This is a genomic window from Acinetobacter sp. NS-4 (assembly GCF_037402435.1).
Classification (GTDB): Bacteria; Pseudomonadota; Gammaproteobacteria; order Pseudomonadales; family Moraxellaceae; genus Acinetobacter.
In genome coordinates, this window is record NZ_JBBEUE010000003.1 from 63,872 (window position 1) to 77,948 (window position 14,077).

Here is a 14,077-nt window from a genome sequence, read left to right on the forward strand (position 1 = left end):
TTCATGTATCAGCTCTATATTGCCAATAAAAATTATTCCAGCTGGTCCATGCGCCCGTGGCTGGTGCTGAAAGCTTTCAATTTACCGTTTGAAGAAATTATGCTGCCATTTCCGCCGGAGCGTAATACCGGTACTTTTAAACAGGATGTTCTGGCGATTAACCCGAATGGTAAAGTGCCGGTATTGATCGATCATGACTTGATGCTATGGGATTCACTGGCGATTTGTGAATATCTGGCAGAACGGCATCCCGATCAGCATTTGTGGCCGAAAGATGTCAAGCAGCGTGCCCGTGCACGTTGCATTACAGCGGAAATGCACAGTGGATTTACCAGCTTGCGTAATGCCTGTGGCATGAATATCCGTGCCAGTTTGGCAGAGGTCGGCAAACGTTTGTGGCAGGACGATGCCGCATTGCGTGACGATGTGACCCGTATCGAGCAGATCTGGTCAGAACGTCAAGATGTGAACGGTTTTTTATGTGGTGAATTTTCAATTGCCGATGCATTTTATGCCCCGGTCGTAACGCGGCTGATGACCTATGCCTTACCGGTCAGTCAGTCGACACAGCAGTATATGCACACCATGCTGCGGCATCCTGCCATGAAACTGTGGATGGATGCTGCATTGCAAGAAGATGCCTGGGTGAATTATTTAGAGTCGTATCAACAGCAGTCGCTTTAGCAGACTTTGGGTTCAGCAAGACACTCTTCCTGATAGCATTTGACCTGATTGCGTCCGCAGGCTTTGGCTGCATAGAGTGCCTTATCTGCCTGGCTTAATAATTGTTGCGAATTCAGCATTTTGCTGGATAGCGCAATGCCAAAACTTGCGGTAATCGGAATGATCTGTCCCGATTCACTGCATAAATGAAGCTGTTGAATGGCCTGACGACAACGCTCGGCAATAATTTGTGCCTGTTCCAGAGAAGACTGATTCAGAATCAGAATAAATTCTTCCCCACCCAAGCGACCGACCACATCACTATCCCGAATAAGCTGTGACAGGATTTGGCTGACCTGAATCAGGGCTTCATCGTCTTTATCGTGCCCGTATTGGTCATTAATGCGCTTAAAATGATCCAGATCAATCAGAACCACTGCATAAGATTTACTTGGCTTGCGTTCCAGTTTTTCTAAACAGTAATTGATGCTGCGTCGGTTAAGCGCATTGGTTAGCGGGTCAACCTGATTTAAATGCTGAATCAACTTTTCTCGATGCCGCCACTGACTCAGTAAAATTTCAAATAAAATAAGGCAGGTAATTAAAATCGGCACGATGAAATACATCATCGTAAGCACCCAAAACATATTTTGGTAAGGCATGGTGTCCAGATGAAACAACGGACCGTAACTGATTTGACCTTGCAGACTTAAATAGCCACAAGCGAATAAAAATAATGTGGCTGGGATGAGAGCGCAATAAACGATTTTACGGGTAAACAGTACTAAGCCTACAGTGACCAGACTCATGTAAGTGATCATGGTGGCGGGACTGAGCACGCCCACGACATAACCATCACGACATAATGGAATGACCAAAATTCCCACGGATAAATAGGGTAACCATTGCTGTACCCAAGCTTTTTTACGCCATGCCGAACATGGGTAAATCAGTCCAATAAAGATGGTCAAAATCAGGATATTCAGTTCCAGCTGTAGTTTGAGCAAGGGTAAATTTACCCAGTGCCATACCTCGGGGGATAACAGCACGAAAACTTTCCAGATAATCCAGATCATATGCACCGCACTACCTAAAATCAGCATCAAAATGCATTTATTCAGGACACTCCAGTTCATTACCACGCCATCTTCTAACAGATATTTCGCAATTTTTTCTTTGAACGAGAAAGTGATATTCGGTGAATAGATTGGCTTCATTCGATAGAGATAATCCCGGGTTGGTAAAATTGTGAATTAATGTGAAGTAAGTCGATTTATTTTTATGAATTCACAACATAGCATGTTTTTTTAGCAATAGTAATGCCTGTTTTTTGTACTTTTTGGTCTCAAGATTAGTTAGGCTGAATTATTATTGTTTTAAATATGGAACGTTGTGTTGTGTATAAGCCTATTATTCTATTTTTGTTGGGAGATTAAAATGCCTACATTGAATAAATAGAGATGAAGGTAACAGGCATGAAAGTTTTACATATCGATTCCAGTATTTTAGGTGATGCTTCTGTTTCACGCCAATTGAGTCAGGCGATTGTCACTCAATTGCAAGCCAAGCATGCAGATGCAAGCGTAGAATATCTGGACTTGGCAAAACAGCCCATTCCACATTTAACCGCTGAAATTTTGATGGGGCAAGATGCTGAACAGACAGCCTTGGGTGAAAAAATTATTCAGCAGTATCTGGATGCAGACGTAGTCGTTGTGGGTGCGGCGATGTATAACTTTGGCTTGCCTTCTACTTTAAAAGCTTGGATTGACCGTATCAGTGTGGCAGGTAAAACCTTTAAATATACTGAAAATGGTCCTGTGGGTTTGGCCGGTGAGAAAAAAGCCTATATCGCCAGCAGCCGTGGCGGTGTGTATGGTGAAAATAGCCCGGCAGATTTCCAGGAAGGCTTTTTAAAAACTGTATTTAATTTTACCGGTGTGAATGATGTGGAAATTATTCGTGCTGAAGGTGTCAACATGGGTGCAGAGTTAAAAGATCAGGCAATTGCCAGCGCTTTAGCTCAGGTAAAAAGCCTGTAATTTGAAATTCTCCAATACATGATTCCTCTTTGGTCAGCTGCGGCTGACCTTTTTTATGGAAAATGTTTGATCGCGAATTAAATTTAACTTTGATCCAGGGTATGGGCAAATTCGGCCAGATCGGCCATGGCCTGCTTGGCTTCATCAAACCAGGCATGGAACATCTGAAAATTGTGCCACATGCCGGTATAAAGTTTAAATGTTACCTGTACGTTGGCCTGCTCTGCTTTTTCTTTAAAGCGCTGCGCATCATCCAGTAGAATTTCTTTCGATCCCACCTGTACCAGCGTTGGAGGTAATCCGGTCAAATCCGCAAACAGGGGAGAAATAGAAGGATGTGATTTATCCATAGCTTTCGGTACGTAATAATCAATCCCTGTTTCTAAGGTTTCAATAGACAATAGCGCATCATGTTTCTGGTTGAAGCGTAAGGATTCACTGGTCAGGGTTAAATCTAAAAAGGGTGACAACAGCATCAGACCACTGGCTTGAGGCAGCTGTTCATCACGAATTTTTAGCGCCAAGGCTAAAGCCAGATTGGCACCACAGGAGTCGCCGGACAAAATAATATCTTTGGCCTGTATACCTTGGTCGAGCAAAATATTGTAAACATCAAACAGTGCATCCAGGGCTTCAGGAAAGGGCTGTTCAGGTGCCAGAGGATAATCCACATGAATCACCTGCATTTGAGTGCGTGCCACCATGTCGGATAAAAATGCCCGATGGGTATTTAATGAACCTAAATAGAAGGCACCGCCGTGAACATATAAAATGAGTTGAGTGGCTTCATTTACTGGTTTGATTTCTTCTGCATGCAAGCCGGCAAGACGAAGAGGGCGAATACTGACATCTTTATTCTGTGGGAATAAGCGGCACATTTGTTCTATGGCAAAACGTGCCGTGCTTGGCGGTAAATTAAATTGACTTGGTGTGCGGATGGTTGTTTTTAAAAAGCTTTCAGTAATGAGTTGTTTCCATACAGGATCTATTTTCATATTCTTTCCATCTTGTTATTTATCGGAGCTTTAGTTTGCATATTTACCAACACAAGTTACAAGGTTACACTATATGGTCACATTCAAGAATTGCATTATTGTTGTGACTTTTTAATACTAAGGCTATCTATTACTAGATTAGGGAATGAAAAAAAAATGAAAAAAATTGCACTTGCATTAGGATTGCTCGGATTAACAGTTTTGGCAAATGCTGCTGATCCTTTAAATGGCACAGTTTGGAAAACGATTGACGACAAAACAAAACAACCAAAAGCAATCGTAAAATTTACTGAACAAAAAAATGGCACATTGTCTGCAAGCATTCAAAAAGTTTTGACACCGGGCGAAGAACAAGCATGTAAAAAATGTGAAGGTCCGTATCACAATAAATCTTTAAAAGGTTTAAAGATTGTTCATGGTCTTAAAAACGTAGGTGGCACAAACTATGAGGAAGGTACTATTCTTGACCCTTCTTCAGGCAAAACTTATAAATTAAAAGGCGAACTAGCGAATGGTGGTAAAACGTTAGAATTACGCGGCTTTATTGGCGTATCAGTTTTAGGTCGTAACCAAACCTGGATTCGCGCAAACTAAGTTTGCTGAGCCAAATGGATTAAACAAAAAAGCCTGACATTGTCAGGCTTTTTTAATCTGGGCGATGCAGTATGCATTATTTTAATGCTCGATACGCATCTTCATCAAAGCCCACGATATAACCTGAAGCTGTTTCAAGCACTGGACGTTTGATCAAGCTGTTATGGCTAGTCAGCGCTTCAATGAGGTTATTTTCACTGGCTAAAGCAGCTTGTTGTTCCGTTTCGCTCAGTTTGCGCCAGGTGGTACCTTTTTTATTGAGAATCACTTCCTGACCTTTGGCATCTAGCCATGTTTTTAGCGTTTCAGCGGCAATGCCGTGTTTCTTGTAATCGTGAAATTCATAAGCAAGCCCGAGTTCATTGAGCAGGTCGAAGGCTTTTTTCATTGAATTACAGTTTTTGATGCCATAAATTTTAAGCATAAGTGAATTATTCCATTTTCTATTCTGTAATAGCCTAGCGAAAATCCTCCACAAGCTCTAGAGCGAATTTAAACTATTCAGGATTAGAAAATAAATGCAGATGTCATCAAACTGACATTGAGATTTGCCAATAATAGTGGCATAGAAAATAATAAAGTGATTTTTGGTTGTTCTTGGGATTATAAAAAATAGCTAACTCAAAATAGAGAAAACCCGCATTTAATCATCCTGATCATGCGGGTCTCATTTCAACGTCCATTGTCACATCCTTGCAAAATAAGCTACCGAAGTGCTTTATTCTGTTTCATCCTACGGCGTCCTATCCTTTTTCAGTCATCCTGACTTATCCCTTTGCCGTGAAGCTATAATGCACTTAAAAGATGTATATAAAAAGCAACAAATTCGACATCTCTTGTAATCTATGTGCTTGTATTGAGTGAACGATTGTCCACTCAATACGGCATTATGGGCTATATTTTATAATCAATCACTACGGGTGCATGGTCGCTAAACCAGGTGTCTTTATAGACCCAGGCATTGATGGTACGGGCTTTCCAGTCCGGTGAGCAGGCCTGATAATCAATGCGCCAACCGACGTTTTTGGCACGCGCCTGGCCGCGGTTGGACCACCATGAATAAAGTTCCGCTTCCTTACGTACTTCACGGAAAGTATCAACATAACCCAGATCATCATAAATATGATCTAACCATGCACGTTCATGTGGTAAACAGCCTGAAGATTTCTGGTTGCCTGACCAGTTTTTAATATCAATGCGTTTATGCACAATATTGTAATCACCACAGACAATGATGGATTTATCTTCATCCCGCCATTGTTTTAAGATGTCTTGATATTGATCCAAAAAGTGATCTTTACGGGCCTGGGCTTCTTCACCGGATGAACCTGAAGGCAAATACAGCGAACAGATGTATACCGGTTTGTCTAACCCGAGATCAAATTCGGCAGCAATAAAGCGCCCTTGAGAGTCGGCCAGTTCAAAGCCTAAACCATCTTTTACGGAGACAAAAGGCAGGCGGCTATAAATGGCGGTGCCGGCATAGCCTGCACGTTCTGCCGGGAACAGGTGCGTGTACCAGCCTTCGGGTCTAAATTTTTCAGTCCACTGCGCATGGGTGATCCGACTTTCCTGCATACAAATAACATCGGCATCTGACTGTTCCAGCCATTCAAGCAAGCCTTTGGTCACTGATGAACGCAAGCCATTTACGTTAATTGAAACGACTCTTAGAATTTTTTGATCACTTGGATAGCTACTCTTTGGTATCATGCGCAAGTCTTACCTCTATTTATGAATTTTGGAGCACCTCATGACCTCGCCAGCTCAATTTAACCCTCAAGCTTTTATCGAACTTGCATTATCACGTGGTGTGCTTAAATTTGGTGAGTTTACTTTAAAATCAGGTCGTGTGAGTCCTTATTTTTTTAATGCGGGTTTACTCAATGATGGCGAAGCGCTAACACTATTGGCTTCAGGCTATGCGGACAAATTAACTGCATGTGACAACGTAGAAGTGATTTTTGGCCCTGCGTATAAAGGTATTCCGTTTGTAGCCGCGACTGCTGTGGCATTGTCACAAAATCATGGTGTGAGTGTGCCTTGGGGCTTTAACCGTAAAGAAGCCAAAGATCATGGTGAAGGCGGTGTACTGGTTGGTGCTTCAGTCGAAGGTAAAAAAGTCTGGATCATTGATGACGTGATTACTGCAGGTACTGCCATCCGTGAAGTGGTGACCATTCTTAAAAATGCTGGTGCGCAAATTGCTGGTGTATTGGTAGCTTTAGACCGTCAGGAAAAAGGTCAAGGCGAATTGTCTGCCATTCAGGAAGTGCAAAAAGAACTTGAAATTCCAGTTCATGCTTTAATTACCATGAAAGATTTAATGGATTTCCTTGATGCGAAAGGCGACAAAGAAGCTTTAGCGAAAATGGAAGCCTATCGTCTGAAATACGGCATCTGATGGGTCAATGCTTAAAAAGGGAAGCCATGTGCTTCCTTTTTTGTCATTTTTAAGAAAATGGGAGGTGACTAAAAAAATGACTGAAAAAAGTATCGAGGCCTTAAATAAACCTTTAGCGATATTCATCTTGTGTTTATCTTTAGGATGAAAGAAGAGGCAAATACACTCTGTTGAAGTTGAGCACCGTTTTTATCTATACAATCTAAACCGGTATTTATTCAGCTCTAAGCCTAGAAAGACTTAAGAGAAACTTCCTTTTACTCAGGCTCTGTATACGGATAGCTCGTTTAAATTTTGTGATCCAGAAAACTCGATTTTTCAGCGTAAAAATTCTGCTTTAAATTTCTTCTATATAAAGATATCTATTAAATTCATGATTATTTAACAAATTATATAAAATGCATATTGTAAGTCAGTACAAATAGATTATTTTTCCTTCATTTATTTAAATTCTGCAATTCTATACTCTAAAGGTATAAAATTTTTATGGATTAAAAATATTAAATTAAACAGTATTTTATTTTCATTAATAAATATAAAAAAATTTATAAACTGAATTTAAAATTATTTTAATAGACTAAAAATGGCAGAAATAGAGGATTTTTCCAAAATAAATTAGTGCTAACTTTGTCTCAATTTTTCACATTTGCAAAAATAAAATGGTATTTTTTGTGATAGATTATTTAACCATTAGATCTCTTTCATAAATCAAAAAATGTTCACTATTAGATTTTTTTAAATCAGCACGGCCTCATTTTATTGATTTAGTTTTTTTACCTTTTCGTAGGCAATCTCTCTACTTTTGAAAGGTCAAAAGTAGACAAAAACCTTTTGTTTCCCATACACGACTTCCTTGTCGTGATGGGAAACGTGTGGCATCCATGCCACACTCATGAATCCAATATTTGCTAAAAATCTATTTTCAATTTTGGTTTTAAGAACAATTTTTAGTTTCTAAAATGATTTATGAAAGAAATTTATTATTTAAAATGATAAAAAAACAAGCTATGCCATTTTAATTCAGGATTGATCTGCATATATAAAACATAAAAATCATAAATAAGGAAAAGAATTAAGTATTAAATTCTACTGAATTTTTAAACAGCTATAACGCAAAAATTTCTTTCTAAAGCATGATATTTATGCACTAAAGTAAAGTTGCTTAAAGATTTGTTCCCTTTTGCATATATATAGCGCCAAAGATTCGAGAATGCCTTAAATTAGAGGGTGCAAGATTACCACTATACAGGAGAGGTATGAAATGGCTACTATCAATGTAAATGACATTACTAAACATGCTGACGTAATTGCCGTAGATGGTAAAAAAGTAGGAACAGTAGATCACCTTCAAGGCACAGATCAAATCAAGTTAACAAGAAATGAAGAAGGTAGTCATCACCTTATTCCACTTTCATGGGTGAGTGAAATTAAAGAAAATCAGGTTATGCTCAATGTAGATGCTGAAGAAGTCAAAAGTCACTGGGTTGCGGCTTAAGCAAGGCACAACACTACCGTATAAGCCCTTTCTTCGATATGGAGGGGCTTATTTAAACTTGATAAGTTAAAATAATTTGTGCTGAATCATTCCATTTCATTACAACAAATACTAAATATTAAAAATACTAATTTTTATTTTAATGGCATTATTTTAGTTATATTCATTATGCTACATTTTATATTTAAAATTCTTATTCAACAGAACATACGCATCTATTTATTTAAAATGTTCTTTGCATACCCAAACTTCACCATCTATACGTACCCGATCCGGCCCGATCAGGTCTAATCTTTTACCATAATAATTGGTCAAATTTAGAAAGTTTCCATTCTTGTCATAATTTGCCCATATACCTCTCTGAATATCCGGGCTATCGAGTTTATAGAATGTCACTAATTTCTGTGGATATGTGGTTGCTGTATTCATTATTTATTTCACCTGACCTTGTTAATTAGCAAAATAAGGTACATCTTCTTCAATAAAAAATACCTCACCTGTAGAATTCAAAATCCATTGATTAGTACCCATAATTTTTGTCAATTGTTCTTGCAATGAGTTATATACATTTACCAAATGATTTTCCTCATCATATTCACCGGTATAAATCACGGTGGGCGATGTATCAAAATCCTCATTCATTTTATGAGCTTTTACAGGTCTGATATTCATACTTAACTCCTTTCCTGCTTAAAGGGGCTTCCCCCCCTTTAAACATCTTATACTGACCATAACAGTAAATCCTGTTTTATTTTTCATTTTGAGACTGCTTTCCAGAATCTTTTTGCTGATTATGTTTATGGTCTTGCTGTGGTAAATGATGGGGTTGTTTTATCGGTTGATTCCTTTGATTCATATCTGTTTGATTTTGAGGTTGAGACTTAGACATAACACTATTCCTTTTGACATTATTTAAAGATAATCAACAGCCTAATTATTAATAATATCAGCATATACCGAAGTTAACCAAATAAAAACAATCATGATGTATCAAAATATAATATTGAAATAAAATTATACTTATAAAATTCAACACCTTTATTAAATAAAACCCTAACCTCCTTATTAAATAAGTTCTTAATGTTTTATTTTTAGTAAAAAATTATATTTTATTCAAACATATACACTAGATTTAGTATTATTTTTACTCTTTAAATAATATTTATTTCACAAAATTTAAAATAATATGAATACATAAATAATACATATAAAGTAAATCAAACATATTCAACAGCTTATTTACAAGCAGATCTTATTATTGAGTTAAAAACAAAATATGACAAAAAAAAATCAATCTTTCCTTAATATATCCTGACTGCAAATTTCAATAATCTCATTATTAAGTACTTTTGATCAGAATATCTGCCTCTCCCCTTAAACATAGGCTAAAGGGCAATTCCAGTTTAAAAAATTAACTTTGTTCAATTGTAAAAAGCCCTATCTTGAGGATAGGGCTTTTTACGAGCAATAGTGTACTGAAAATGGCGTTGCTTAAGCAGGAACTGTGTCGGCAATGGCTTCGCGTGACCAGACCCGATGATGGCGGATCAGGGTTTTAAACTGTTCTTGCACAGATGCAAAATCCTCTGCATTTAAAGTCCCTTCATCATGCGGCAATTTAAGCTCATGTAAAAGTTTTTGCTTATCTCCTAACAATACAATTGGCTTCAGGTGCTTATAGGCCTCCAGAAGATAGTGTTTTGTCACCCCATCTTTTAGCGCTTGCGGGTAATTATCACCATCGACAATCACAACCGCATCATAAGCAATGGAAGGTTCTGCTTTTTGCATACCATTCGAGGCAACTTGAGCCTGTTGTTGATTCATCACAGGACCTGGCGTTGGAGTTAATATGTGAGCCATGGCTTTTTCAGCTGTAGCCCATTGTTGAATCGCATCGATACTGGCTTGATTAACCTGATCATGCACCAGTACGGCAATTTTTTTAGCTTTAATATCTTCAGGAACAAATGCTGTCATAGAAAGACGTGTCGATTTTTCTATCGAGGAAGATTTGGCCGGATTTTGTGGTGCAGTGACTTCTATACCCAAGTTTTTACCGACCTGTTGAGCCAGATCCAGATCTATATTGGCCAATACTTCTTGCACTTCACGTTGGCGGATATGTGGACGTTGTACTTTACTCAATTCGAAAGTATAGGCATCCACCACGTGCTTTTGTTCATACGCTGCCAAGCTATGATAATACAGGCGGGCTTGCGAGAAATGATCTGAAAAAGATTCACTGCGCTGGCGGATTTTTTTACCATCAATTCGTTCCTGATAGTTCTCAAATCCGCCATCTTGTGCAGCGGGTGGAGTTTCGACTGGCCAGTTATTATCAATCGAATTGGGTTGGTAAGATGCCTGACCCCGATGTATAGAAGTTTGATGCATGGCATCACGCTGGTTGTTATGAAAAGGACAAACCGGTTTATTAATCGGCAATTGATGAAAGTTCGGACCACCCAAGCGGCTCAACTGGGTATCGGTATAAGAAAATAAACGTGCCTGCAATAAAGGATCATTGGTAAAATCTATACCCGGTACAATATGGGCCGGGCAAAATGCCACCTGTTCAATTTCTGCAAAGAAATTATCGACATTCCGATTCAGAACAAACTTGCCAATGGGCGTGACTGGAACCAGTTCTTCCGGAATGATTTTTGTAGGATCAAGTAAATCGAACTCGAACTTCATTTCATCTTCTTCAGCGACAATTTGAATGCCGAGCTCCCATTCCGGATAATTCCCCGACTCAATCGCTTCATATAAATCTCGGCGATGAAAATCAGGGTCTTTACCTGACAGCTTTTGAGCTTCATCCCAAACCAGTTGGCTTAAACCTTGTTTCGGTGTCCAGTGAAATTTGACAAATATGGCTTTGCCTTGGGCATTAATCAAACGGAAGGTATGCACCCCAAAACCTTGAATTGAGCGTAAATTACGTGGAATGGCACGATCCGACATTGCCCACATCACCGTATGGGCGGACTCCGGTACCAAGGAGACAAAATCCCAGAAAGTATCATGGGCTGAACCTCCGGTTGGCACTTCAGTATGCGGTTCAGGTTTAACAGCATGCACAAAGTCTGGAAACTTAATGCCATCTTGCACAAAGAAAACCGGAACATTATTACCCACCAAATCGTAATTACCTTCCTGAGTATAAAATTTAATGGCAAAACCACGGATATCCCGCACGGTATCCGCAGAACCGCGTGGGCCTTGTACAGTGGAAAAACGTACAAAAATTGGCGTCTGTGTATTGGAATCGGTCAAAAAGCCGGCTTTGGTATATTGTTCATTACCCGGATAAGCCTGAAAATAACCATGTGCCCCGACACCTCGTGCATGCACAATTCGCTCTGGTATACGTTCATGATCAAAATGCGTGATTTTTTCTCTTAAGATAAAATCTTCCAGTAAGGTAGAACCCCTTACACCTGCCCTTAAACTGTTCTGATTATCTGAAATCTTAACGCCTTGATTGGTGGTCAGCGCCTGATCAGTAGCATCACTGCGTGAAGTATCTAACTGTTGTGTTTTTGCACTTTCATTGTTCTTGTCTAAAGTGTCAGTGCCTGCGACTTCACTTTTCTTATCTTGCTGATTCATGATTGCACCTCTTTTCTATTGAGTTAAAAATGTTGGATAAAATGGATGCGATGACCAATAGACATTAATCTTTATGGGGGAAATGATGATGTGACTTTCTGGGTACTTAAGAAGGGAAATAAAAAGTCGACAAAACGTTGCGTACACCAAAGTCCTATTTCACGATGATGAGCATGGGGTGCCAAGTAAGGCACTAGCTTATTGATTTTCATGGCAAGGTTTCCGGTTTCATAAATCTGGTGCTGAATATCTTCCAGCTCCCCATCCGATAAAAAACTGAACCAGAAATCATGTTGATTTTTATGGCCAAGATTGATTTTCCGTGCGCTTAAATCGGTATTTTGAGCAGATTCACCAGCGATCCAGTCATAAATAATCTGCTTTTCAGTAGAATTAAATACCCCGTACATTTTTCCATCTTCATGGCTAATTAATTTCCAGAAATGACTTTCTTCGGGGTCTCTACCCAGTTTGATCCATTTTTTATCAATTAATACATCCACAAAGGCTTCTACTGATTCAGGTGTTGCAAGCCATGAATTAATGGTTTTGCTATTAAACTGGCATTTTTCATTATGAATGACATTACCGACCAAGGCTTTACGCTTCAAAATTTTAACGACCAGAGCATCTAAATTAAGGTTTTTAATAATTTGCTTAGAAGACAATCCCTTATTGTTTAAAGCAAAGCCGATCTTTACTTTTTCGATAAAAGATTCTTTATCATTGTATTTACTATAGATTTTCTCGAAGGCCTTGAGTGATAAATTGGCATGGCCATTATCAATATTGTCGATGGTGATATGCACATTAAAATATTTCGAATCTATACCTAATTCTTGTAGCTCATAGTTGGTGATCAGCAGATGTAATGGAAGCTGTTCATATGCCAGGTTAAAACCAATAATTTCAGGAATATACTCGGGTGGTGCATAAGCCAGTGCCAGCTGAATTGCAGGTTGATGATAATATTCATCCTCCAGATCCAATACAAAATGCTCCAATCCTAAATTCAGAATAAGATCATCATATAGGCAAACATGATTAGATTTGGCCATTCCCAAGCCGAGTTCTTCTAAATATATTTGAATTAAGTCTCTGAAAACTTGATCATTCCAATAATGGGTCATGCTATATAACCAGGAACCATCTACCCGCTTTACCGGGGCAACTTTAATTAAAAATTCAAAGGCCTGACCGACATTTTTAAAATATTCGCGTTTTTCCCCGCTCTTCCTTCTTTCTAAATAGGCCTGATATTCAGTACATTGAGCCTTATTGTTGCTTAGCATCCAGTCCTTGATTTTGCCAATATCAGCCGGAAAGTCGACAGTGCTATAATTTAAAATTTGAATTTCTTTTTTTAAAAAATGTGATGCTTTTCTTTCCTTAGCACCAATAGAAACATCTGCATTGAGAAAAAAAGTGACTAAATCGCAATAATTTTGATGATTTTTATCAAGTAATTCTAGCAATTGCTTTTTTACTGCTACTGGCATTTTTTATTCTCCAAGCGGTAATTAGCATATGACCTTAATTCACTTATAATGCATGACAAAACCCTATAATTGTTATGATTCGTTTATATTATGTTTAATTCATTATTATCTATTTATAAAATTCAAACAGTTAAAATAAAATCACTTTAAAAAGTGTGACACAAATTGCATTAACATATTTTATATTATTAATATAAAATTTAAGATAATATCCAGCAATTTTAACAAAGGAATAAATATGACTACTAAATGTTGTGAACTTCTAGCGAAAAATAAATTCAATATCACTTTTATTGAAAGTGCATCGGCGGGTTATTTGGCTTACCGTTTTTCACTGTCACCATTTTCAGGTGATATCTTAAATGGAGGACTAGTGTGTTACGATTTAAAGATCAAAGAAAAAATACTTAAAATATCGCCCAAACTTATAAAAATGCACACCGCAGAATCTATTGAAATTACTGAGGAACTAGTAAAAAAATCAAAGAACATATTCAAATCGGATATATATGTAGGATGCACAGGACTACTCAAACGTGGTGGCTCTGAAACTCCAGAAAAACCCGTAGGAACTTTTTTTTATTCAATTTTATATAAAAACAAAATATATAGTTATCGATGCTTATGTAAAGGTAAAAAGAAAGACAAGCTCAATATACTTATTCAATACATATGTAAAAGTCTAATTAAAATTGTTAAATCTAAATAATTTAAATTTGTTAATAGTGTTTATCCTAATTTTCGATATATTTCATTAGTATAATTTA

15 protein-coding genes are annotated in these 14,077 nt (G+C 37.9%); 6 read left to right on the forward strand and 9 right to left on the reverse strand.

The window, feature by feature from the left end; all coding sequences use genetic code 11:
- Positions 1-3 precede the first annotated feature (3 nt).
- Positions 4-684 carry a glutathione S-transferase family protein gene (locus tag WAE57_RS03175; RefSeq protein ID WP_337708158.1) on the forward strand — a complete coding sequence of 227 codons (681 nt, stop codon included), beginning with the start codon at positions 4-6 and terminating at the stop codon, positions 682-684.
- Here the strand turns inward: WAE57_RS03175 and WAE57_RS03180 are convergent.
- The gene (locus WAE57_RS03180) at positions 681-1,880 is read right to left on the reverse strand and encodes a GGDEF domain-containing protein (protein WP_337708160.1); all 1,200 of its coding nucleotides are present in this window, start codon (positions 1,878-1,880) and stop codon (positions 681-683) included. The genes WAE57_RS03175 and WAE57_RS03180 overlap by 4 nt on opposite strands.
- A 258-nt stretch (positions 1,881-2,138) precedes the next feature.
- Between WAE57_RS03180 and WAE57_RS03185 the strand changes: the two genes are divergently transcribed.
- Positions 2,139-2,705, forward strand: a complete 567-nt coding sequence (locus WAE57_RS03185) for an NAD(P)H-dependent oxidoreductase (protein ID WP_086176386.1) — start codon at positions 2,139-2,141, stop codon at positions 2,703-2,705.
- Between the two features lie 83 nt (positions 2,706-2,788).
- Here WAE57_RS03185 and WAE57_RS03190 read toward each other — a convergent pair whose 3' ends face one another.
- Positions 2,789-3,700, reverse strand: a complete 912-nt coding sequence (locus WAE57_RS03190) for an alpha/beta hydrolase (protein ID WP_337708163.1) — start codon at positions 3,698-3,700, stop codon at positions 2,789-2,791.
- Positions 3,701-3,856: 156 nt separating this feature from the next.
- Between WAE57_RS03190 and WAE57_RS03195 the strand changes: the two genes are divergently transcribed.
- The gene (locus WAE57_RS03195; RefSeq protein WP_086176384.1) at positions 3,857-4,294 is read left to right on the forward strand and encodes a DUF2147 domain-containing protein; all 438 of its coding nucleotides are present in this window, start codon (positions 3,857-3,859) and stop codon (positions 4,292-4,294) included.
- Between the two features lie 76 nt (positions 4,295-4,370).
- Here WAE57_RS03195 and WAE57_RS03200 read toward each other — a convergent pair whose 3' ends face one another.
- On the reverse strand, positions 4,371-4,718 hold the full coding sequence (locus tag WAE57_RS03200; RefSeq protein ID WP_301432771.1) for a Spx/MgsR family RNA polymerase-binding regulatory protein: 348 nt from the start codon (positions 4,716-4,718) through the stop codon (positions 4,371-4,373).
- Positions 4,719-5,188: 470 nt separating this feature from the next.
- Positions 5,189-6,007, reverse strand: coding sequence for an exodeoxyribonuclease III (locus WAE57_RS03205; protein WP_337708168.1), 819 nt, complete (start codon positions 6,005-6,007; stop codon positions 5,189-5,191).
- Positions 6,008-6,047: 40 nt separating this feature from the next.
- On the opposite strand from WAE57_RS03205, the gene pyrE reads away from it, so the two are divergent.
- Positions 6,048-6,698: an orotate phosphoribosyltransferase gene (pyrE, locus tag WAE57_RS03210; RefSeq protein ID WP_337708170.1), complete on the forward strand. Its 651-nt coding sequence runs from the start codon at positions 6,048-6,050 to the stop codon at positions 6,696-6,698.
- Positions 6,699-7,959: 1,261 nt separating this feature from the next.
- Positions 7,960-8,193 (forward strand): DUF2171 domain-containing protein, encoded by a 234-nt coding sequence (locus tag WAE57_RS03215; RefSeq protein ID WP_237788504.1) that lies wholly within the window; start codon positions 7,960-7,962, stop codon positions 8,191-8,193.
- 219 nt (positions 8,194-8,412) lie between these two features.
- Here the strand turns inward: WAE57_RS03215 and WAE57_RS03220 are convergent, their stop codons facing one another.
- The 5 genes from WAE57_RS03220 to WAE57_RS03240 form a co-directional block, all read right to left on the reverse strand.
- Positions 8,413-8,622, reverse strand: a complete 210-nt coding sequence (locus tag WAE57_RS03220; protein WP_086175161.1) for a hypothetical protein — start codon at positions 8,620-8,622, stop codon at positions 8,413-8,415.
- Positions 8,623-8,643: 21 nt separating this feature from the next.
- Positions 8,644-8,865, reverse strand: coding sequence for a hypothetical protein (locus WAE57_RS03225; RefSeq protein WP_237788503.1), 222 nt, complete (start codon positions 8,863-8,865; stop codon positions 8,644-8,646).
- A gap of 76 nt (positions 8,866-8,941) precedes the next feature.
- The gene (locus tag WAE57_RS03230; RefSeq protein WP_171262910.1) at positions 8,942-9,082 is read right to left on the reverse strand and encodes a hypothetical protein; all 141 of its coding nucleotides are present in this window, start codon (positions 9,080-9,082) and stop codon (positions 8,942-8,944) included.
- 602 nt (positions 9,083-9,684) lie between these two features.
- Positions 9,685-11,811 carry a catalase HPII gene (gene katE, locus WAE57_RS03235; RefSeq protein ID WP_337708180.1) on the reverse strand — a complete coding sequence of 709 codons (2,127 nt, stop codon included), beginning with the start codon at positions 11,809-11,811 and terminating at the stop codon, positions 9,685-9,687.
- 71 nt (positions 11,812-11,882) lie between these two features.
- Positions 11,883-13,310: an iron-containing redox enzyme family protein gene (locus tag WAE57_RS03240; protein WP_337708181.1), complete on the reverse strand. Its 1,428-nt coding sequence runs from the start codon at positions 13,308-13,310 to the stop codon at positions 11,883-11,885.
- A 238-nt stretch (positions 13,311-13,548) separates the two neighbouring features.
- Between WAE57_RS03240 and WAE57_RS03245 the strand changes: the two genes are divergently transcribed.
- A complete protein-coding gene (locus WAE57_RS03245) occupies positions 13,549-14,019 on the forward strand; it encodes a CinA family protein (RefSeq protein ID WP_337708184.1) in 471 nt (156 codons plus the stop codon).
- The last annotated feature ends 58 nt before the right edge of the window (positions 14,020-14,077 follow it).

Bases quoted from the DNA above. Each gene is read 5' to 3' on its own strand.
- WAE57_RS03175 (WP_337708158.1), top strand. From the start codon at position 4: ATGTATCAGCTCTATATTGCCAATAAAAATTATTCCAGCTGGTCCATG.
- WAE57_RS03195 (WP_086176384.1), top strand. From the start codon at position 3,857: ATGAAAAAAATTGCACTTGCATTAGGATTGCTCGGATTAACAGTTTTG.
- WAE57_RS03180 (WP_337708160.1), bottom strand. From the start codon at position 1,880: ATGAAGCCAATCTATTCACCGAATATCACTTTCTCGTTCAAAGAAAAA.
- WAE57_RS03245 (WP_337708184.1), top strand. From the start codon at position 13,549: ATGACTACTAAATGTTGTGAACTTCTAGCGAAAAATAAATTCAATATC.
- WAE57_RS03225 (WP_237788503.1), bottom strand. From the start codon at position 8,865: ATGAATATCAGACCTGTAAAAGCTCATAAAATGAATGAGGATTTTGAT.
- WAE57_RS03230 (WP_171262910.1), bottom strand. From the start codon at position 9,082: ATGTCTAAGTCTCAACCTCAAAATCAAACAGATATGAATCAAAGGAAT.
- WAE57_RS03205 (WP_337708168.1), bottom strand. From the start codon at position 6,007: ATGATACCAAAGAGTAGCTATCCAAGTGATCAAAAAATTCTAAGAGTC.
- WAE57_RS03240 (WP_337708181.1), bottom strand. From the start codon at position 13,310: ATGCCAGTAGCAGTAAAAAAGCAATTGCTAGAATTACTTGATAAAAAT.
- WAE57_RS03185 (WP_086176386.1), top strand. From the start codon at position 2,139: ATGAAAGTTTTACATATCGATTCCAGTATTTTAGGTGATGCTTCTGTT.
- WAE57_RS03190 (WP_337708163.1), bottom strand. From the start codon at position 3,700: ATGAAAATAGATCCTGTATGGAAACAACTCATTACTGAAAGCTTTTTA.
- WAE57_RS03200 (WP_301432771.1), bottom strand. From the start codon at position 4,718: ATGCTTAAAATTTATGGCATCAAAAACTGTAATTCAATGAAAAAAGCC.
- WAE57_RS03215 (WP_237788504.1), top strand. From the start codon at position 7,960: ATGGCTACTATCAATGTAAATGACATTACTAAACATGCTGACGTAATT.
- pyrE (WP_337708170.1), top strand. From the start codon at position 6,048: ATGACCTCGCCAGCTCAATTTAACCCTCAAGCTTTTATCGAACTTGCA.
- WAE57_RS03220 (WP_086175161.1), bottom strand. From the start codon at position 8,622: ATGAATACAGCAACCACATATCCACAGAAATTAGTGACATTCTATAAA.
- katE (WP_337708180.1), bottom strand. From the start codon at position 11,811: ATGAATCAGCAAGATAAGAAAAGTGAAGTCGCAGGCACTGACACTTTA.